The 19604-nt window shown below is 70.6% G+C and carries 11 protein-coding genes; 3 read left to right on the forward strand and 8 right to left on the reverse strand.

From position 1 onward, the window contains the following. Positions 1–45 precede the first annotated feature (45 nt). The 5 genes from ACX1D0_RS00585 to ACX1D0_RS00605 form a co-directional block, all read right to left on the reverse strand. A complete protein-coding gene (locus ACX1D0_RS00585; RefSeq protein ID WP_459018978.1) occupies positions 46–3426 on the reverse strand; it encodes a choice-of-anchor Q domain-containing protein in 3381 nt (1126 codons plus the stop codon). Positions 3427–3532: 106 nt separating this feature from the next. Then, positions 3533–4591, reverse strand: a complete 1059-nt coding sequence (locus tag ACX1D0_RS00590) for a LacI family DNA-binding transcriptional regulator (RefSeq protein WP_459018979.1) — start codon at positions 4589–4591, stop codon at positions 3533–3535. A 175-nt stretch (positions 4592–4766) separates the two neighbouring features. Further along, the gene (locus ACX1D0_RS00595) at positions 4767–7214 is read right to left on the reverse strand and encodes a carbohydrate-binding protein (protein ID WP_459018980.1); all 2448 of its coding nucleotides are present in this window, start codon (positions 7212–7214) and stop codon (positions 4767–4769) included. Continuing rightward, the gene (locus tag ACX1D0_RS00600; RefSeq protein WP_459018981.1) at positions 7204–8226 is read right to left on the reverse strand and encodes a LacI family DNA-binding transcriptional regulator; all 1023 of its coding nucleotides are present in this window, start codon (positions 8224–8226) and stop codon (positions 7204–7206) included. Before ACX1D0_RS00600 ends, ACX1D0_RS00595 begins: the two co-directional genes overlap by 11 nt. After that, positions 8219–10300 carry a glycoside hydrolase family 36 protein gene (locus tag ACX1D0_RS00605; RefSeq protein ID WP_459018982.1) on the reverse strand — a complete coding sequence of 694 codons (2082 nt, stop codon included), beginning with the start codon at positions 10298–10300 and terminating at the stop codon, positions 8219–8221. Before ACX1D0_RS00605 ends, ACX1D0_RS00600 begins: the two co-directional genes overlap by 8 nt. A 269-nt stretch (positions 10301–10569) precedes the next feature. Between ACX1D0_RS00605 and glmU the strand changes: the two genes are divergently transcribed. From glmU to ACX1D0_RS00620, 3 genes are all read left to right on the forward strand, one after another. Then, positions 10570–12051: a bifunctional UDP-N-acetylglucosamine diphosphorylase/glucosamine-1-phosphate N-acetyltransferase GlmU gene (gene glmU / locus ACX1D0_RS00610; RefSeq protein WP_459018983.1), complete on the forward strand. Its 1482-nt coding sequence runs from the start codon at positions 10570–10572 to the stop codon at positions 12049–12051. Positions 12052–12056: 5 nt separating this feature from the next. Beyond that, positions 12057–13031: a ribose-phosphate diphosphokinase gene (locus tag ACX1D0_RS00615; protein ID WP_459018984.1), complete on the forward strand. Its 975-nt coding sequence runs from the start codon at positions 12057–12059 to the stop codon at positions 13029–13031. Between the two features lie 164 nt (positions 13032–13195). Next, a complete protein-coding gene (locus ACX1D0_RS00620; protein WP_459018985.1) occupies positions 13196–14620 on the forward strand; it encodes a sugar porter family MFS transporter in 1425 nt (474 codons plus the stop codon). 12 nt (positions 14621–14632) lie between these two features. On the opposite strand, the gene ACX1D0_RS00625 is transcribed toward ACX1D0_RS00620, so the two are convergent. The 3 genes from ACX1D0_RS00625 to rhaI all read right to left on the reverse strand — a co-directional run bounded on the left by ACX1D0_RS00625 (position 14633) and on the right by rhaI (position 19594). After that, a complete protein-coding gene (locus ACX1D0_RS00625; RefSeq protein WP_527252171.1) occupies positions 14633–15841 on the reverse strand; it encodes an Nramp family divalent metal transporter in 1209 nt (402 codons plus the stop codon). A 91-nt stretch (positions 15842–15932) separates the two neighbouring features. Next, positions 15933–18431, reverse strand: coding sequence for an FGGY-family carbohydrate kinase (locus ACX1D0_RS00630; RefSeq protein WP_459018986.1), 2499 nt, complete (start codon positions 18429–18431; stop codon positions 15933–15935). Then, positions 18431–19594 (reverse strand): L-rhamnose isomerase, encoded by a 1164-nt coding sequence (gene rhaI, locus ACX1D0_RS00635; protein WP_459018987.1) that lies wholly within the window; start codon positions 19592–19594, stop codon positions 18431–18433. Before rhaI ends, ACX1D0_RS00630 begins: the two co-directional genes overlap by 1 nt. Positions 19595–19604: the final 10 nt, after the last annotated feature.

Below are 19604 nucleotides of genomic sequence, written 5' to 3' on the forward strand. Positions count from 1 at the left end.
GAGGCGAGCCACCCGCCGACGTGCTACCCGGCCTGCTGGGTCAGGTCACGGCACCTCCACCTCGAAGGCCCCGGCGTCGGGACCGGCGCCCTGCGGACGCGCGACGCCGCGCTGGTCCGTGGCGGGTGCCGCCCCCGCATCGCCCGCGTCGATGGCGGGGCTACCGGGCAGCAGCGAGTGGGTGAGCGTCGGTCCGCCGTTGTCGGCGAGCGGCCCGAGGAGCGCGTCCGCGACGACGACGTCCGTGTCGGACGCCTCGCCGCACGATGCATCCCCGAGCACGTTGGCGCCGCCCGACTCCATTGCGAACGGACCGCCGTAGAAGATGACGCACTCGTCGCCCGTGTTCCCGGACACCAAGGAGCCCTGGATCGTGGCCCGGCCGTCCAGGGCGCCGAACGAGCCGAGGAACAGCCCGCCCGCGGTTCCCCCGGGTGAGCTGTTGCCGGTAACGGTCGAGGACGAGACAGTCAGGGCGCCGTCGGTGTGGAACACCCCGCCCCCGTGCCAGCCCGTCGACGCGTTGCCGCTGATCGTGCTGTTGACGATCGTCGTGTCGCCGAGCGACCGGATGCCGCCGCCGACGTCGTTTGAGGAGTTGCCGCTGACGGTCGAGCGCTCGATGGTGATGGTGGAGTTGAAGAACCCGTACACCCCGCCCCCGGCGCCGCCGGTCACGGAGTTGTCTCGCACCGTGCTGTCGCGCAGCACGAGCGTGGCGCCTTCGCCGGTGTAGATCCCGGCCCCGCCCTTCCAGAAGTCGATGCCACCGGTGGTGACCTCGCTGTCAGCGACCACGACGTGGTCGAGCGTCAGGTTCCCATTGTTGAGCACGCCGCCGGCGAGGTCGAAGCCGTAGCCGTCGCGCAGCGTGAGCCCGGTGACCGTGGCCGTCACGCCTGCGTTGACGACGAGCGCCCGCCTGGAGCCCTGGCCGCTGACGGTCAACCCCGGCGCCGCCGACGCGTCGATGGTGACGTCCTTGCCCAGTTTGAGCTCGGAGCCGCTGAGGATGGTCGCCCTGGCCAGGTCCTCGGAGAAGGTGACCGTCCCGCCGGCGCACACCGCGCCCAGCGCGGAGCGCAGGGACCCCGGACCGGTGTCCGCGTCCGTGGTGACCTCCATGACCGAGGAGCAGGTCAGGCGCAGGTCGTCGGCCAGAAGGAACTGGCCGCGCTTGGTCTGCGCGCTGAGGGTGATCGCGCGAACGTCTGCGAGGTCGAGCGTGGCGCCGTCGTCGTTGATGAACGAGCTGAACGGAACCGTCATCGTGCGCCATCCCGCGACGTCGTCGCGGAAGGTCGAGGTGAACGTCACCGGACGGGCCACGGGCTGGTAGACGCGCACGTAGTCGATCTTCAGGGTCTGGGGAAACACCGTGTTCGCGCCCACCGCCCCACCGAAGTTGCCACCGACGGCGGTGTTCATGATGAGGAAGAAGGGGTGATCGAAGACCCACTGGTTCGGGTCCACGTCGGCGGGAGCGGCGTCGTGGAACTCGATGCCGTCCACCGTCCAGGTGATCTCACCGGGGGCCCACTCGACTGCGAACGTGTGGAAGTCGTCGGCGACGGGGACGTCGAAGTCGTACGTGCCACCGTAGGACTGTCCCCCCGAGTAGCCAGGGCCGTGGATCGTGCCGAACACCGTGTTCGGGTTGCGGCCCACGTTCTCCATGATGTCGATCTCGCCCGACGCCGGCCACGGGTTGCGGTTGATGTCGCTGCCCAGTGCCCACACCGCGGGCCACAGGCCCGAACCGGACGGGACCTGCGCGCGGGACTCGATGCGCCCGTACTGGAACTCGGCCTTGTCCTGAGTCACCAGGCGGGCGGAGGTGTACTGGCAGGGGCCGTAGTAGCACTGCTGCGCCGTCTCGGGGTCGGTCTCCCGGGTCGTGATGACGAGGTTGCCCTCGCCGTCGGTGGCCACGTTGTCGGTGCTGTCGGTGTAGTACTGCAGCTCGTCGTTGCCCCAGCCCGGCTTGCCGATGATCGTGCCGTCGCCGATCTCGTGGGTCCAGATGTCGGCGTTCGGCGCAGTGCCGGCGGGCGTGTTGAACTCGTCGGCCCAGGCGAGCTCCCAGGTCGCAGGATCCGCGTCGCCCTCCTGCGTGGCATTGTTCTCGATGCCGACGCTCACCTTCTTACCGCTGCCGGTGCCGTGGTAGAGGAACTCGAGCCCGGCCGAGCTGCTCCAGTCCTGGGGCGCTGGGAACTCGCGGCGCACCGCGGTGTAGCCCGAGGTGGGGAGCGAGGCCTCGAGCACGTTTTCGTACGCGTCCTGGGCAGGCACGGCGAGCGGGTCGCCGGCGGCGATCTCACGGGTGTCGACCGTGGTGCGCTTGGTGGCCTCCCAGAAGTACGCTCCGGCCTCGAATCCGTCGACGAGGCTCGGGTCGTAGCTCTCGTCGTCGAGCATGAGAAGGCGGGTCAGCGGGGGCCGTCCCATCGCGGCGCCCTGAGGGTTGCTCAGCTCGAGGACGACTCCACGCTCGCCCTGGTAGGCGTCGTCGTCGATCGTCTCGACGGCGATCGTCGCGCGGGTCTGGTTGGGTTCGAAGGTGACCGTGCCGGAGCTGGGCACGTAGTCGCGCTCGGGTGTCGCGGTGCCGGTGGTGGTGGACCAGTCGACGGTCACCGGATCGGCCGAGGGCTTGCTCAGCTTCACCTCGACCGTCGCGGTCGATCCTTCCACCACCTGCGTGTCGGCCACGGAGAACCCGACGGTGAGCGGCCGCTCCGGCGCGACCCCGTAGAGCGTGAAGTCGTCGAGGTAGTAGGACTGGGTGCCGCTCGTCGCGAGCGTCCCGAACGCCCAGCCATGGACCTCGGTGAGGCCGAAGCCGTCGTTGGGGGCGCCGTTGCCGATCTCCTTGCGTGCCATGTCGGCGAACGGCAGCTGCATCGTCTTCCAGCCGGAGAAGTCGTCGACGAAGGCCGCGCTGAACCGTTCCGCGGTGTCGGTGGTGGACCCGGGGGTGGTGTTGTCGATGACGTCGATGAACAGGTTGGTGCCGGTGTTCTGGCCGTAAAGCTCGAACTGCAGGCCCTCGAAGGCGCTCCAGTCCTGGGAGACCCACTCGGCCCCGGTCTCGTCCTCGAAGCCGTGGATGATCACGCCGAAGGAGTTGACGGTGAAGTCGCCCTTCAGCACGTGGTTGCCCTCAGCGGACCCCGGTTCACGCTCCGGTGCAGACGTGGTGCGCTCGAAGGTCGTCGTGCTGTTCGGATCGGTGGCGACGAAGAAGCCGAGCGGCACGCCGCCGGAGGTGGAGGCGCCGGTCACCAGGGGAGCTTCGAAGTCGTCGACGACAGGAAGCCCATTGGCGATGGCGGAGGGAGCGGTGAGGAACGAGAGCAGCAGGGCGGTCGCCAGGGCGGCGCCACCTGCTCTCGGGACGGATGGGGACCCCGGTCCGGACATGCGGTGGTCTTTCGTGTGGGGGCTCTACGGGCATCCTCGCCCGTAGAGAGCGCTCCCAGAGAGCGCTCTCTCAGTGAACCAAAGAACTTCCGCCGAGGCAAGGGGGTCAGGCGGATTCGCGCGCGACCAGCGTGACCGGGAGGACGAGCCTGTCCAGTCCGTGCAGATCCGGGAGTCCGGGCTCAGGCGGGGCAAGCCGATCCGGGCGTACGGCTCCCAGAAGCATCCGCGCCATCGCGCGACCCTGCAGCACCGTGTCCTGACGCACCGTGCTGAGCGGCGGCTCCGCGGCGGCCGCCAGGGGGATGTCGTCGAAACCGACCACCGCCACATCGTCCGGCACCCGTCGACCGGCGCGGCGGAGGGCGCGCAGGGCGCCCAGCGCCATGAGATCGGATGCGGCGACGATCCCGTCGATCTCCGGGGAGCGGCTCAGCAGGCGCTCGGTGGCCAGCTCGCCGCTCGGCTGCGTGAAGTCCCCGTGCTCGACCAGGTTCGGGTCGAAGAGTGCCCCGAGGGCCTCGGTGAAGCCCCGTAGGCGGTCGATGCCGGCGGACATGTCGGCGGGTCCTGCCACCGTGGCGATCCTCCGGCATCCCCTCGCCATGAGGTGTTCGGCGGCGATCCGCCCACCACCGACGTTGTCGTTGTCGACGTAGGGCACGCCCGCGGAGTCATCGATAGGGCGCCCGCCGATCACGAGCGGCATCCCTGCGTCGAGCATCGCGCGGGGGATGGGGTTGTAGGTGGCGTGCTCCGAGATGAGCAACACCCCGTCGAGCGGTGCGCTGCGGAGGTAGCGTTCGATGCGGTCCAGATCGGGGTAGGACTGCGCCATCAGCAGGGTCAACTGGACGTCGGCGTCCAGCAGTTCCTGGCTCACCCCGCGGACGATGGCGGAGAAGAACGGGTCGCCGAACACCCGAGGGTCCGGCTCGGCGGCGACCAGGGCGACGGCGTCGGTGCGGCTGGTGGCGAGCGTCCGGGCCGCGTGATTCGGGACGTACCGCATGTCCGCGATCGTCCGCTTCACGCGCTCACGCAGCTCCGGATCCACCGTCGAGACCTCGTTGACGACGCGCGACACGGTTGCCCTGGAAACCCCGGCGGCGGCTGCGACCTGCTCGAGATTGGGGCGTCGTGGGGTGCGGGCCGATGATGCCACGACGTCTCCTCGCTACTGCCTTCCGCCGCGGCTGCGGCCTGACGCGATGCTACTCGGAGGGCTGCGCCGGAGCGGACGCGCCCGCACCCGAAGGAACCGTGCCACAGATGCTCGTCAGCTGGGCCTGATCTCCAGCCCGGAGGTGGATGCGATGACCACGGGGGATCTGGCCGACTCACCCTGACAGCGGCTGGACACGCAGGGGGGCGACCGTGACCTCACGGATGAGCGGGAGGTCGCCGTCCGGATTGAGCAGGCGTAGCGGCTGGTCCTTCGTGATCAGGGTCACCGGGATGGCGCGCTCGAGGACGTTGTCCCAGGAATATGTGTAGCGGCAATGGGCGCGGCCCACTCGTCGGTGCCCCTCCCACACCTCGATGCGCCGGTCCACCACCTGGGGGTTGTAGTCGTGGTCGCCTCGGAGCTCCGCGTTGGCGTAGGTCACCATGACGACGAACTCGCCCGCGGAGGACAGGGCCCCGGCGCGGGCGATGGAGCCCCCGTCGTGCCAGGGCAGCCGGATCACGGCGGCGTCGCCCTCGACGGCGCGCGTCACGAGCAGCGACGTCACCAGGGATGTTCCGGCGGGGCAGCTGAGCTCGATCTCGTTGACGCCCTGCACCAGGAACACCCTCGCAGTGCCCACATCGGCCCCCGCCGCGACCTCGAGGTTTCCGGCGTCCTGGCCATTGACCCTCACCGCAACACTCGCGCCCCCGTCACCCACCACCGCGACCGCAAGATCGTGGTAGCCCGACTCCCAAGCCGATGCGTACACGTCGGCGCGCCCGGCCCCAGCCAGCCTGGCCCCGCCGTCGCCCAGCGTCGTCCAGTCCAGACGGGCGCCGTCGAACAGCCTGAACGTGCTGGCCGGGTAGGTGGCGGGATCACCATCGGTGGCGTCCATGAGCACGAACCGGTCCAGGGTGACCTCGGCCCCCGGGAGCAGCGAGACCCCGTCGACGCTCGTCCGCAGCGACAACTCGCGCCGACCCGCGGCCAGCGGCACCGTCGCCTCCGCGCTCCCGCGGTACTTCCCCCGCGACCGTTCGTTGAGCGCGAGACTCGCCGGATGGTCGACGAAGACCGCGAACCCGCCGTCGACGAACAGCGCGTGACGCCCAGGCTCGCCTGCTGCGCTGCCGATCGCCTGAAAGCGGTACGTCCCGTCGCGGGGCACCTCCACCGTCCACGCGGCCGACGAGGAGACCTCCCGGAACGACGACACGTCCGCCCCACCCGCGGCCAGGAACTGCCAGCCCTCCTCGGCCTTCGGGTCGTACCGCGACACCTCGGCCCCCGTGAGGACCGTGTCCTCCGCCTCCACCGTCGCGCACCACGGATCAACGGCCGACGCCCCGGCCACGGCGGGGGTGATCAGCGCCTGGTAGGCGCAGAACCGGTCGTAGGGCGCGACGGGGAGGCTGAGCCCACCGTCGGCCAACGGCACCGCGCGCACCGACGACACCACCCGCGGCGCGGCGTGCAGTCCGTCGACGCCGGTCAACGCCGCCTCCCGGACCTCGATGTCCACCCGAGCCCCGAACAGTGCCGGGTCCAGCCCCGCCACCTCCAGCAGCACGTCGCTGTCCGTCCCGCCGAACAACACGGTGGCGCGGCGGTTGGCGTCGTCGACGGCGGCGATCCCCTGGAGGGTGTCCGGCACGTCGGGCCGCGGCGGCGTGACCGCCACCGTCGTCGCGCCCTCCAGGTCGCCGTACCACTTGAGCATCCACCAGCCACCGTTGGCGCCGTGCGCGCGGGCGGTGTTGTCCGACAGGTTCCCCGCGTAGTTCCAGTAGGCCATCTGGGCGTCCACCTTGGTGTCCTCGAACATGGCCAGCCACTGGATCAGCTGCCCGGGGACGGCCATGTCTCGGAGCATGCCGTACTCGGTGATGTTGACGTCGATGGGCGCGATGCCCCGCTCGGCCTCCATCGCGCGATACTCGCGCAGGTGCCCCCTGTAGGTGCCGAGGTTGTCGATGCCCAGCTCGTGCCAGATGAAGACGTCCGGGCGGCAGTCGTGGACGACGGCGAACTCGAGGAAGTCGGCTGTGCGCTCGGGCTGCCATTGCATGTCGCCAGGCCCGCCGATCCTTGGCGCGCCCAAGCCGTGGCGCGCCCAGACGCGCCGGATCACGCCCACGACTGCGAGCCAGTCGGCGAGGAACTGCTCGCGATGCTCGGGCCACTCGGGGTACCAGTTGCCGCCGTCGGGCTCGTTGAAGGGGATCAGCACGTAGTCGCGGGGCCGGGCCGAGCGGGTGGCGACGGCCTCGGTGATCCGTTCCACCACGTCGAGGAACGCCCAGGTGCCGTCCGGGCCGTCACCGGGCCTCCGGCCGCCGTGATACGGCCAGTCCGGGTAGTGGTCCTGGATGTAGATGTACATGTCGCGGCCGTGCTTGGCGAAGAAACCCCCCTCGACGGCGAGCGCGTCTCCGCTGGGGTGCTGCGTCCCGAACGGTGCCTTCTGACTCGTGTTGGTGAGGTGGGCGCCGTTGAGCAGCGCTGCCGTGGGGACGCCGTCGTCGCCCAACCCGTACAGCGTGCCGGAGGCGCCGCCGCGGAACGGGCCGACGGGGGAGGAGAAATCGACGACGAGTCGGTCAGTGGTCACGGGCGGGCCTTCCGGTGCGGGGCGCGGCGGTGCTGGCGCGCAGGACGAGGTCTGGGGTGAGCGTGATGCGGGATGGTCCGACCGCGCGGTCGCGGAGGAGCTGCCAGCCTCGGCGGCCCAGCTCGGCGAAGTCCTGGGCGACGGTGGTGAGCGCCGGGTCCCACAGCTGTGCGAGTGGATGGTCGTCGAACCCCGCGACACTCACGTCACGCGGGACGCATACGCCCAGGTCTCGGAGGCCGGCGATCAGTCCCATGGCCACCTCGTCGTTTCCGCAGAACACTGCCGTCACGTCGTCGCGCCGAGCGAGCGCGGCTCCGAGAGGGCGGGCCTCGGCCGGGTCCCAGCCCGCCTCGATGATGACGGGCACCTGCCTGCCCGCCGCGTGCAACGCCCGGCGCCAGCCCGCGGTGCGGCCGCCCTCGCCCCCGGGGGAGGGGACGCGTACGTGGTGCACCGTCGGATGTCCAAGTGAGAGCAGGTGTGACGTGAGCGCGAAGGCGCCGGCGTCCTCGTCGATGACGATCTGCGCCCTTCCGTCGAAGCGGCCCCCCGCGAGCGCTACGGCCGCCACCCCGGAGGGCAGGCGATTGAGTGCCGCAACGCCCGCCGGGTCGAACGCCAGCACGATCACCCCGGCCACGGGCTGAGACAGGGCCAAACCGACGGCGGCGTCGAGCTGCGCCTCCCCGGCCCCGTCCAGCGCGGTGATGGTGACGAGGTGGCCGTCGGCCCGCGCGGCCTCCTCGATCCCGCGGAGGGTCTCGGCGTAGCCGTAGCGCGACGTGTTGCCCGCCAGCACCGCGACGACGCCGGGCGCCCGCCCACCCAGCGCCCGGGCGGCGGGATTCGGCGTGAAGTCCAGCTCTGCGACGGCGGCGGCGATGCGGGCGCGCTTGTCGTCGCTGACCCGCGCGGCGCCGGTGAGATACCGCGACACCGTCGGCACCGAGACCCCGGCCAGCGCGGCCACGTCCCTGATGGTGGCGGGCGGCGCCGGCGCCTCACCCACGGCGCTCCGAGGGCGTGAGTCGAATCAGGCGGGCGCTGGTGGTCAGGGCGGTCTCGGCGTGCAGCAGGCCGGTCGCGGCGTCCCAGCGGAGGTCCCAGCCGCCCGCGGCCCGCGGGAACACGGCGGTCACCGTCGCCTCCCGGCCCACGAGGCGGGGGACCGGCAGCGCCACGCCCTCGGCCTCGCCCCGCTTCCACAGCGCGACGAGGGCGTCGTCGCCGGTGCGGAGTCCGACGGCGACCCAGGTATCCGCCCACGCAGGCAGTCCGAGCGGCCAGAAGGGGAGGGCGTGCGGGAGTTCGGCGCGCAGCCCTCTGGCTGCGGCGACCCCCTCGCGGACGAGGCCGAGCTCAGGCTCCGTCATGGTGTTGAGGTACCCGGAGAGGTAGATGCGGCCGACCAGCCCCGTGACCAGGCAGAACGCGATCTCCTCGGGGTCCATGCCGGGCTGCGGGTAGGCCCAGCTGGCGGCCTGTTCGGGGAGCATCTGCAGCGGCGCCGACGCGGCGATCGGCGGGTAGAGCCGGAAGTCCTGCTGGTCCGAGGTGGACTGCAGCTGCAGGCGGCTCAGCATGGCGAAGTCCGCGCGCATGCCGCCGGAGCCGCAGTTCTCCAGGATGAGCCCGGGGTGACGGTCGAGGACGCCGTCGAGCCAGGCCAGCACGGCGCGCGAATGCTCCAGCAGCCCATGTCCGACGCTCGGGGCCGCGTGATCCGTGCCCGAGCCGGGGTTGATGTTGTAGTCCAGCTTGAAGAAGCCCACCCCGAAGTCGCGCACGAGCCTGTCGACGACGTCGTCGAGGTGCGCGCGGGCGGCGGGGTGGCGCAGATCCAGGTGGTAGCGGTCCTGCTCGACGATCCGCTGGCCGTGCCGCTGCAGGAACGCCCCCGCGGGAAGCCGGTCCGCCATGGGGCTGCGCACGCCGATCACCTCGGGCTCGAGCCAGAGGCCGGGCGTCATGCCGTGGCCCCGGATCCGGCCGAGCACCTCGTCGAGCCCTCCCGGGAAGCGGCTGGTCGACGGCAGCCACTCGCCGACGCTGTCCCACCAGTGTCCGGAGTCGTCGTACCAGCCGGCGTCGACGCAGAACACCTCCGCGCCTACTTCGGCCGCCGCGTCGATGAGGGGGAGCAACTTCGCGCTGGTGGGATCGCCGTTCAGCGTGTTCATGTAGTCGTTGAAGCACACGGGGAGCAGCTCGTTGTCCGGGTGCGGGCGGCGCGCGGCGCGTCGGTAGCGGGTCATCGCGGCGGCGGCGTCGTCGAGGGAGGCGCCGAGGGCGACGGCGGACGCGACGGTGGTGAACGACTCTCCCGGGGCCAGGACGAGCGTCCAGGCGTGGTCCAGGTCCGTGGGGCCCGACAGGGCCACGGAGAAGTCCTCGTGCTCCTCACCCACCTCGATCCGCCAAGGCCCGTTGTGTTCCACCTGCCACAGCCAGGCCGCGCCCTCGGAGTCCGAGGTCGCGGAGGCGACCGGGGCGTGCTCGCCGCTGGACCAGGTGCCGCGGGAGACGAGTGTCGCGGTGCCCCTCGGCCGCACCCCGGTGAGCTGGGCGGCGATCGCCGGGAACAGGTCCGGACGGAAGGACCGGGCGCTCCACCGCGACTCGGCCAGCCAGTCGCTGGCCGCGCTGTGGAACTCCCAGGCCCCCGCGTCGCGCACGCCGAGCGGCGCGGCCCAGGAGGAGACGGACCGCAGGCAGACCGGTACTTCCCCGGTGGCCGTCACGGTGACCTCTGAGGAGAACGCGGCCACGCCGTCGGGGGAGGCCAGGAGCACGTCGGCCTGGATACCGGGGGTGGCGAGGGTGAGGCGGAGGCGGTGCCACGCACCCTCCGTTGACGTTTCGTGCCGGACGTAGCGGAGGTGTTCCCCGAGAGCGGTCATCCCGACGCGGGTGCTGGCCAGCGCGTGCCCGGAGCCGGCGGTGAGGATCTGAACGAGGCCGACGGGTTCGGCGGAGCTGACCTCCACCCCGTCGGCCCTCGCCGTGGTCAGTGCCACTGGCCCATCTGGACTCGTGGAGAAGGTCAGCGTGAGCCCTGCGTGCCCCCAGGCCAGATCGGTCACGGTCACTCCCTCGTCGCGCGGTCGCGGCCAGTCAAACACAGTCTGATAACGTTTTCAAGCGACCTTCATCGCGGAAACGCTCCCCCAGTGCGGGTGTCCCCGCTCAGACCCGAGCGAGGACACCGTCACTGGGGGAGAGATTCCGCGCTCCGGCCCCTTCGGTGGTCACCCGAGAGGCGTACAGCGCGCAGGGGCAGGGGCGGGGCTGGTATTTTGACCGGGTGAGCCCCCGGCGGAGCTCGCGGTCGGCGACCGAAGGAGAAACACCCGTGTCCACCACTGACAGCGACCTAGCGCCCGTCGCGGCAGTCGTCGTTCTCGCCGCCGGCGGCGGGACCCGCATGAAGTCGGCCAAGTCGAAGCTCCTCCACGAGGTGGCCGGGAAACCGATGCTCAGCTTCGCCGTCTCCGCGGCTGCCGCGCTGAACCCGGCGCACCTCGTCGTCGTGGTGGGTCACCTCCGTGAGCAGGTCTCAGACCACCTCGAGAAGCTGTCCGAGGCTGTTACCACCGCGGTCCAGGACGACCAGCTGGGCACCGGCCACGCCGTCGCGTGCGGACTGGCTGACCTCGGCGAGTTCGAGGGCGACGTGGTGGTCACCTACGCCGACGTGCCCATGCTCACCGGAGACACCCTCCGCCAGCTGGTGGCCGTGCACCGCGCCCACCACCACTCGGTCACCGTGCTGACGGCGCGCGTCGAGGACCCCACCGGCTACGGCCGCATCATTCGCGACGGCGACGCCGTGACCGGGATCGTCGAGCACAAGGACGCCAGCGACGAGCAGCGCGCCATCGACGAGATCAACTCCGGTATCTACGTCTTCGACGCCGCCACTCTCCGCGAGGGACTGGCCTCCCTGACCACGGACAACGCACAGGGCGAGCAGTACCTCACCGACGTGCTCACCTTCGCCCACCAGCGCGCCCAGCGCGTGGGCGCGCATCTGATCGACGATGTGTGGCAGACCGAGGGCGTCAACGACCGGGTGCAGCTGGCCCGGATCAACCTGGAGATGAACCGCCGCATCCGGGACGCCTGGATGCTGGCCGGCGTCACCATGGTGGACCCGTCGAGCACCTGGATCGACGTGGACGTGGACCTCGCTCGCGACGTGCTCCTCATGCCCGGCGTCATCCTCCAGGGCGCCACGACGGTGGGGGAGGGTGCCATCATCGGCCCGGACACCACGCTCATGGACGTGGAGGTCGGCCCTGGCGCCGAGGTGATCCGCACGCACGGCTCATTCGCGGTGATCGGTGAGAACGCCACCGTCGGCCCGTTCGCCTATCTGAGGCCCGGCACGGAGCTGGGTAAGGGCGGCAAGATCGGCACGTTCGTCGAGACCAAGAACGCGGTGATCGGCGACGGTGCCAAGGTGCCCCACCTCACCTACGCCGGGGACGCGATCATCGACGAGGGCGTCAACATCGGCGCGGGCACGATCTTCGCCAACTACGACGGCGTCAACAAGTCCACGACGCATGTGGGCACGCGGGCGTTCGTCGGCTCGAACACGGTTCTCGTGGCGCCGGTCGACATCGGTCCCGGGGCCCTCGTGGGTGCCGGGTCGACGATCACCGATGATGTCCCGGCGGGGAGCCTCGCCCTGGCGCGGGGCCGGCAGCGCAACATCGACGGCTGGATGACCGAGCGTCGACCCGAGTCGAAGGCGGCGGCCGCAGCCGCCGAGCACGACGGCAGCGTCCACCCCGCTGTCCTGGAATCCCGCGAGAAGAAGAAGGCCTGATCGACGTGTCGCAGATCGCCAAGAACAACAAGCACCTCATGCTCTTCAGCGGGCGCGCCTTCCCCGAGCTGGCGCAGGAGGTGGCCGCCATCATGGACGAGCCGATCGTGCCCACGCGTGCGCTCACCTACGCCAACTCCGAGATCTACGTGCGCTTCGAGGAGTCCGTTCGCGGCTGCGACGCGTTCGTCATCCAGTCCCACACCGCCCCGGTCAACGAGTGGCTGATGGAGCAGCTCATCATGGTCGACGCGCTCAAGCGGGCCTCTGCCAAGCGGATCACGGTGGTGGCGCCCTTCTACCCGTACGCGCGCCAGGACAAGAAGCACCTCGGCCGCGAGCCCATCTCGGCCAGGCTGGTCGCGGACCTGTACAAGGCGGCGGGCGCAAACCGGATCATGTCGGTGGATCTTCACGCGGCCCAGATCCAGGGCTTCTTCGACGGTCCCGTCGACCACCTGTGGGGCCTCCCCGTCCTCTCGGAATACGTCAAGAAGAACTACGACGTGGGCAACATGTGCGTGGTGTCGCCCGATGCCGGCCGGGTGCGGCTGGCCGACATGTGGACCGACGTGCTCGGCACCCCGCTGGCCATCGTCCACAAGCGGCGCGACCACGACAAGGCCAACACCGTGGCCGTGCATGAAGTGGTGGGCGACGTCGCGGGCAAGGTGTGCATCCTGGTCGACGACATGATCGACACCGCGGGCACCATCGCTCAGGCGGCGCAGGCGCTGCACGACCGCGGCGCCTCCAAGGTGATCACCGCGGCCACGCACGGCATCTTCTCCGGGCCCGCAGTCGAGCGCCTCAACGCGGCCAACGTCTCCGAGATCATCGTCACCAACACGCTGCCCATCCGCACGGAGCAGCCGATCAACAACCTGACCGTCCTGTCCATCGCGCCATTGATCGCCAAGGCGATCGCCGCTGTCTTCCTCGATGGCTCCGTGACGTCGTTGTTCGGGGGAGTGTCCTAACCTTCGTCCAGACAATTCTGACTCCGCCGATCTCCACTAGGACTCTTAGTGGGGGTCGGCGGGTCTTTTGTAAGTACATGATTTAGAGTGTGTGCACGGGCCCAGGTGCCAGCCGGCCCGGAATGAAGACTCATCGTCGAGCACTGACGGACAGGGAGGCGCACATGACAACGATTCGGGACGCACAGAACCAGGTGGCGCTGCCGCCCCTCCGGCCGGGCGCGCACCAGCGCCGGCTGGACAACATCGCGATCGTGGCCACCTTCGGCGGCCTCCTGTTCGGCTACGACACAGGCGTGATCAACGGCGCGTTGGAGCCCATGAAGATCGAGCTGGGGCTCACGAGCTTCACCGAGGGCCTGGTCACCGCGACCCTGCTCGTCGGCGCGGCCATCGGCGCCCTCATCGGCGGCCGCATGAACGACCGGCTGGGCCGCAAGAGGACGCTGACCATGGTCGCCGTCGTGTTCTTCATCGGAACCCTCGGCTGCGTGTTCGCCCCCGGCCTGGCCGTGCTGCTGCCGGCCCGCTTCGTCCTGGGCGCCGCCGTCGGCGCTGCCTCGGTGACGGTGCCCGTCTACCTGGCCGAGCTCGCCCCGACGGAGAGGCGTGGTGCCCTCTCCGGCCGCAATGAGCTCGCCATCGTGCTGGGGCAGATGCTGGCCTTCGTCATCAACGCCGTGATCGCCAACGTGTGGGGCGATCACGAGGGCGTCTGGCGCTACATGCTTGCGATGTGCGCGATCCCCGCGGTGGCCCTGTTCATCGGCATGCTCAAGATGCCGGAGTCGCCCCGCTGGCTGATCTCCGGCGGACGGCACGCGGAGGCACTCGAGGTCCTCGAGCAGGTGCGTACCCCGGATCGGGCCCGCGCCGAGATCGACGAGGTCGAGGGACTGGCCCGGGTCGAGGCCCGCACCCAGCTCGGCGGGTGGCGCGACATGGGCGCCCCCTGGATCCGGCGGCTCGTGCTCACCGGCCTCGGTCTCGCCATCGCCCAGCAGCTGACCGGCATCAACTCGATCATGTACTACGGCACCGAGCTTCTGAAGGAGGCCGGCTTCTCCTCGGATGCCGCCATCGTCGCCAACATCGCCAACGGCGTGCTCGCCGTGGTCGGGTCGGCGCTGTGCCTCTTCCTCCTGGTGGACCGCGTCCCGCGGCGCACCATGATCGTCGGTGGGTTCGCGGCGACCACGCTCGTCCACGGACTCATCCTGGTGGCCGCGGCCACCATGCCGCAGGGCACCACGCGGGCCTGGGTGATCCTGACGCTCTGCGTCACCTTCGTGTTCTTCATGCAGCTGGCCCTCAACGTGCCGGTTTGGGTGTGCCTGTCCGAGATCTTCCCCCTGCGCATGCGCGGTTTCGGCATGGGCGTGTCCATCCTGGGCATGTGGCTGATGAACGCGGCCCTCACGTTCGCCTTCCCGATCATCGTGAGCGTGTCGGGGCTCCAGGGCGTCTTCGGCCTCTTCTTCGGGGTCGGCGTCGTCTGCTTCGTGCTGCTGTGGAAGTACCTCCCCAACACCAGCGGACGCTCGCTGGAAGAACTGGAGGGGTCGTTCCAGGCGGGCATCTTCCGCTGAGCGGTACAGGGGCTACAGGCTGGTGACGATCACGGCGACGTTGAGCGCCAACACGGCCGCCACCACGGCCCACGCGACAGCGGTCAGCCACACGGGGTTGCGGTACTCGCCCATGGTGCGTCGGCTGGCCGTCAGCGCCACCAGGGGCACCACCGCGAACCCGATGCCGAAGCTCAGGATCAGCTGGGACTGCACGAGCGCCTGCGTGGGCGGCAGGCCGGCCAGCAGGATGGCGACGGCGGGCACCAGCGTGATCAACCGGCGCACCGTCGGAGTGATCCGGGGCGAAACGAGGTCGCGGACCATGCCCGCGCCGGCATCGGTGCCGACGATGGCCGAGCCCACGCCGGAGAACAGGAGTCCGATGGCGAAGACTGTCGCGGCGACGGGGCCCACGAGCGCCGCGACCTCGCCGTGTGCGGCCTCGATGGAGTCGACCGTCGCGCCCCGCAGGGCGGCGGCGGCGAAGAGCAGCATCGACACGTTGACGAAGGCCGCGACCGTGAGCGCCACCGCCACGTCCACCCGCTGCACGCGCAACAGCCGCGGCACCGTCTCCTCGGATCCCGAGTGGCGGGTCCGAGCCAACTCTGAGTGCAGGTACACGGCGTGCGGCATCACCGTGGCGCCGAGCATCGCGGCGACAAGCTGCAGCGACTCGGCGCCGTCGAACCTCGGGACGAGACCGCCCACCACCTGGATCGGATCCGGTGGCAGCCACAACAGGCTGGACAGGAAGCCGATCGCGATGATCGCGAGGACTCCGGCGAGCAGCGCCTCGAAGAAGACCTCTCCGCGGGACCGAAGCCATTGCAGCACCAGGATGGACACCAGGCCGACGATCACGGCCCCGGCGGGGAGCGGCAGCCCGAAGAGCAGGTTGAGCGCGATGGCGCCGCCCACGACCTCGGCCACGTCCGTGGCGATGGCGACGGTGAGCGCCTGGGCCGCGTACAGCGCGCGCCACACCGGCCCGCCGCGACGCCTCAGCAGGGCGGACCGGACCAGGCCGCTGAGGCTCTCGCCGGTCACCACGCCCAGCTTTGCGGAGAGGTACTGCACCAGCATGGCCATCAGGCACGCCAGCACCAACGACCACACCAACAGGTAGCCGAAGGTGGCCCCTGCGGTGAGGTTGGCCGCCACGTTTCCGGGGTCGACGTAGGCCATCGCCGCGACGAACGCGGGGCCCAGCAGGGCGACGGTGCGGCGACCCATCATGCCCGGAGTCTAGGCAACCATGGGCCGATGGTGTGAACCTGCCATCAACGCCGCCCCCCGACGGAGGCTCCGGCCGTCGGCTGAAGCCGGATCAGGCCTTGGCAACCTGCTGGCGGTAGGCCTCGGCCTCCCAGGTCTCGATGAAACGACGCTCCTGCTCGTTGAGTGCCCGGACCCGGCCCAGCGCCGTCGCCGCGCGGCCGACGGTCAGGGCGTCGACGTAGACCTGCAGCGCGGTTGTGGCGGACTTCTCGGAGTCTCCCACCGCGACCACGCCCGCGCCCGGGACCACCGCGATCACGGGGTCCACGCCCCGAGCCTCGCGGAACGCGGCGAGCGCGGCAGGTACTGCGTCGGCGCCTCCCGCGACGAGCGGGAACGAGCCGGCGTAGACGATCTGGTCCGGGATCAGCGGACCCTCGACAAGGAATTGCGCGCCGGCCTCGGTTGCCGGGAAGGTGCGCGCGATGTCGCCGTCGTCGGTGGCCACGGCCACCGCGTCCAGCGCGGTGCGGAACGCCTCGGCGACGGCGTCCAGGTCCGCAGTGGACCGCGCGGCCGGCTCGTCGGCAGAGGCCGAAGCCACCGCCTCCTCGATCCTGGCGAGGATCCGGTAGCTCTCGGCGCGCACCTCGCCCGGGTTGTCGCCGGCGACGATGAGGCCGTGGTTCATGAGGAACGTGGCCTTGGGGGCGGGCAGGCCGGTGCGGGCGGAGAACTCGTCGCGGCGTGCCGCGATCTCGCGGGCCAGCGGGAGGCCGGGATCGACGTAGGCCACCCACAGCACGTCGTTGCCGAACAGTTCGGTGGTGAGCCGCTCGCCGTCGGCGTTGCAGGTGACGGCGTTGATGAGCAGCGGGTGCGTGTGGAACACGTAGGTGTCCGGGATCAGCGCGTGGAACAGGATCTCCACCGACGGGCGCCGGGGGCCGTCGTCGAGGCGGGCGAGCCCGGCGATGTGGTTGACCGGGTCACCCAGGGCGGGGTCCGGGTCCGGGGCGTCGAGGGAGTCGAGCAGCACCTGCAGGTCCAGTGGCACCAGGTCCTCGGCGGTGATGCCGGCCAGGGAGACGCCGCTGGGCTTGATCCACAACACACCGTCGGCCTTGGCCGACGAGTTGCCGCCACCCGCGCGGACGAAGCCGGGATTGGCGCCGAACTCGTTGGACAGCGACGTGATCTCGGCGAGTTCCTTCTCGGGGCGGGGGAGGTACCGGGTCACGGTGGAGGAGGCCATCACTGTCTTTCTGAGGTCGGAGAGGGTGCCGTCGAGGAGGCCGACGGCGCGGGCGGCCACCAGGCAGTTGCCGAGCGCGGTGGCCTCGACGGGGCCGGCCGAGACCGGCAGCCCGGTGCGGTCCGCGGTCCGCTGGCACAGCAGGCGGTTGAGGCTGCCGCCCCCCACCACGACGACGCGCCCGGGCGTGCGCGCGGTGATCGACGACAGCTCGCCGATCACATCGGCGTAGGCGTCGGCGAGTGACTCGATGAGCGCGCGGGTGAACACGGCCGGGTCGTCGAGCCGCTCGTCGCCGCCGGCCAGTGCCTTGACGCGGCCGACCATGTCCCCGGGTGGGAGCAGGCTGGGGTGGGTGGCGTCGAAGTGCGGGGCGTCGGTGACCGCGCGGGCGGCCTCCACGAGGTCGGGAACGGGCAGCTCGCGGCCCTCGGCCGCCCAGTGGCGCACCGCCTCGGACAGGATCCACAGCCCCATGACGTTCTTGAGGTAACGCACGGTGCCGTCCACGCCGCCCTCGTTGGTGAGATTCGCCTGCCGCGACTCCTCCGTGAGGATCGGCGCGTCGAGCTCCATGCCGACCAGCGACCAGGTGCCCGACGAGATGAACACGTCGTCGGCCCCCAGCGGAGCGCCGACGACGGCGGAGGCGGTGTCGTGCGAGCCCACCGCCACGAGCGGCACGCCGGCGGCCGGGCCGGTGACGATCTCGCCCACCACCGTGCCGGGCTCCACGACGTCGGCGAAGATGCGACGCGGGAAGCCGAGGCGGTCGATCAGGTCCCAGTCCCACTGGCCGGTGCGGGGATCCAGCAGTGCGGTGGTCGACGCGTTGGTGCGCTCCGCCACTTCCTTGCCGGTGAGCCAGTAGGCGAGCAGGTCCGGGAGGAGAAGGAAGCGTGTGGCGCGCTCCAGCCGGCCGGCGGCGAGGTCGTCGGCCAGCTGGTTGACCGTGTTGAACGGCACGTCCTGCAGCCCGACGCGCGAGTACAGCTCCGCCTCCCCGATCCGGGCCCGCACGAGCGTGCGGCCGCGCTCGGTGCGGGGATCGCGGTAGTTGAAGGGGAGTTCGAGCAGTCCGTCATCTCCGAGGAGGCCGTAGTCGACGGCCCAGCAGTCGATGCCGAGCGCGGCCACGCCGTGGGGGGCGGCCTCCATCGCGCGGCCGATGCCGGCCTGGAGCTCGTCGAACAGGGCCACGACGTCGAGCCGGAGCCCGTCGTCGCTCTGGTGGGCGGCGGTGGAGAAGCGGTGCACCTCGTCGAGGCTGAACCGCCCCTCCGTGAGCGTGGCCAGCACCACCCGGCCGCTCGTCGCGCCGAGGTCGACGGCGATGACGGACTGCTGCGGCATCAGGCTCCCCAGCCCGCCTGCGCCCCGCCCACGCGCTCCTCAGCGATCTTCGCCAGGTAGCCGGAGTCCGCGAACGCCTTCATCGGGTCTGCCGCGAGCCCGCGGGCCTCGCGCCACTCGGCCAGCATCGGGCGAACGTCGGTGTAGAAGGCGTCCATCATGATGGCGTTGGCTCCGAGGACGTCGTTGGAGTCCTGAGCCGCCTGCAGCGCGTCGGCGTCGACGAGCAGTACGCGGGCGGTCATCTCCTGGACGTTGAGCACGGAGCGGATCTGGCCGGGGATCTTGTCCTCGATGTTGTGGCACTGATCCAGCATGAACGCGACGCCGTTGGCCGGGTCGAAACCGTCGCCGCGGCGCACCTCCCACAGGATGCGGAACAGCTGGAACGGGTCCGCCGCGCCCACGACGAGGTCGTCGTCGGCGTAGAAGCGGGAGTTGAAGTCGAACGAGCCGAGCTTCCCGAGGCGCAGCAGCTGGGCGACGATGAACTCGATGTTGGTGCCGGGGGCGTGGTGGCCGGTGTCCAGGCAGACCAGGGCCTGATCTCCGAGCGCGTTGACGTGGGCGTACGAGGTGCCCCAGTCCGGCACGTCCATGTGGTAGAAGGCCGGCTCGAAGAACTTGTACTCCAGCACGAGCCGCTGCTCGGCCCCGAGCTGGCCGTAGATCTTGGCCAGCGAGTCCGCCAGCCAGTCCTGACGACGGCGGATGTCACCCTGGCCCGGGTAGTTGGTGCCGTCGGCGAGCCAGATCTTGAGGTCGGTGGAGCCGATCTCGTTCATGATCTCCAGGCACTCGAGGTGGTGGTCGATCGCCATCTGGCGGACTGCCGCGTCGTTGTGGGCGAGGCTGCCGAACTTGTAGGCCTCGTCCTGGAAGGTGTTGGAGTTGACGGTGCCGAGCTCGACGCCCAGATCAGCCGCGAAGGCCTTGAGCGCGGACCAGTCGTCGACCTTGTCCCAGGGGTAGTGCAGCGCGACCTTCGGTGACAGGCCCGTGTACAGGTTCACCTGGGCGGCGTCGGCCAGCTTCTCCTGGATGGTCCGGGGGGTGCCGGGCGTCCCGAACACGCGGAAGCGGGTGCCCGAGTTGCCGTAGGCCCACGACGGGACCTCGATGACCTGGGCCTCGAGTTGCTTGCTGATGGTGTTGCTGATCATGGGGCGCCTC

It is taken from the genome of Tessaracoccus pujii (assembly GCF_054483895.1).

Bases quoted from the DNA above. Each gene is read 5' to 3' on its own strand.
- ACX1D0_RS00585 (WP_459018978.1), bottom strand. From the start codon at position 3,426: ATGTCCGGACCGGGGTCCCCATCCGTCCCGAGAGCAGGTGGCGCCGCC.
- ACX1D0_RS00620 (WP_459018985.1), top strand. From the start codon at position 13,196: ATGACAACGATTCGGGACGCACAGAACCAGGTGGCGCTGCCGCCCCTC.
- ACX1D0_RS00625 (WP_527252171.1), bottom strand. From the start codon at position 15,841: ATGATGGGTCGCCGCACCGTCGCCCTGCTGGGCCCCGCGTTCGTCGCG.
- ACX1D0_RS00630 (WP_459018986.1), bottom strand. From the start codon at position 18,431: ATGCCGCAGCAGTCCGTCATCGCCGTCGACCTCGGCGCGACGAGCGGC.
- rhaI (WP_459018987.1), bottom strand. From the start codon at position 19,594: ATGATCAGCAACACCATCAGCAAGCAACTCGAGGCCCAGGTCATCGAG.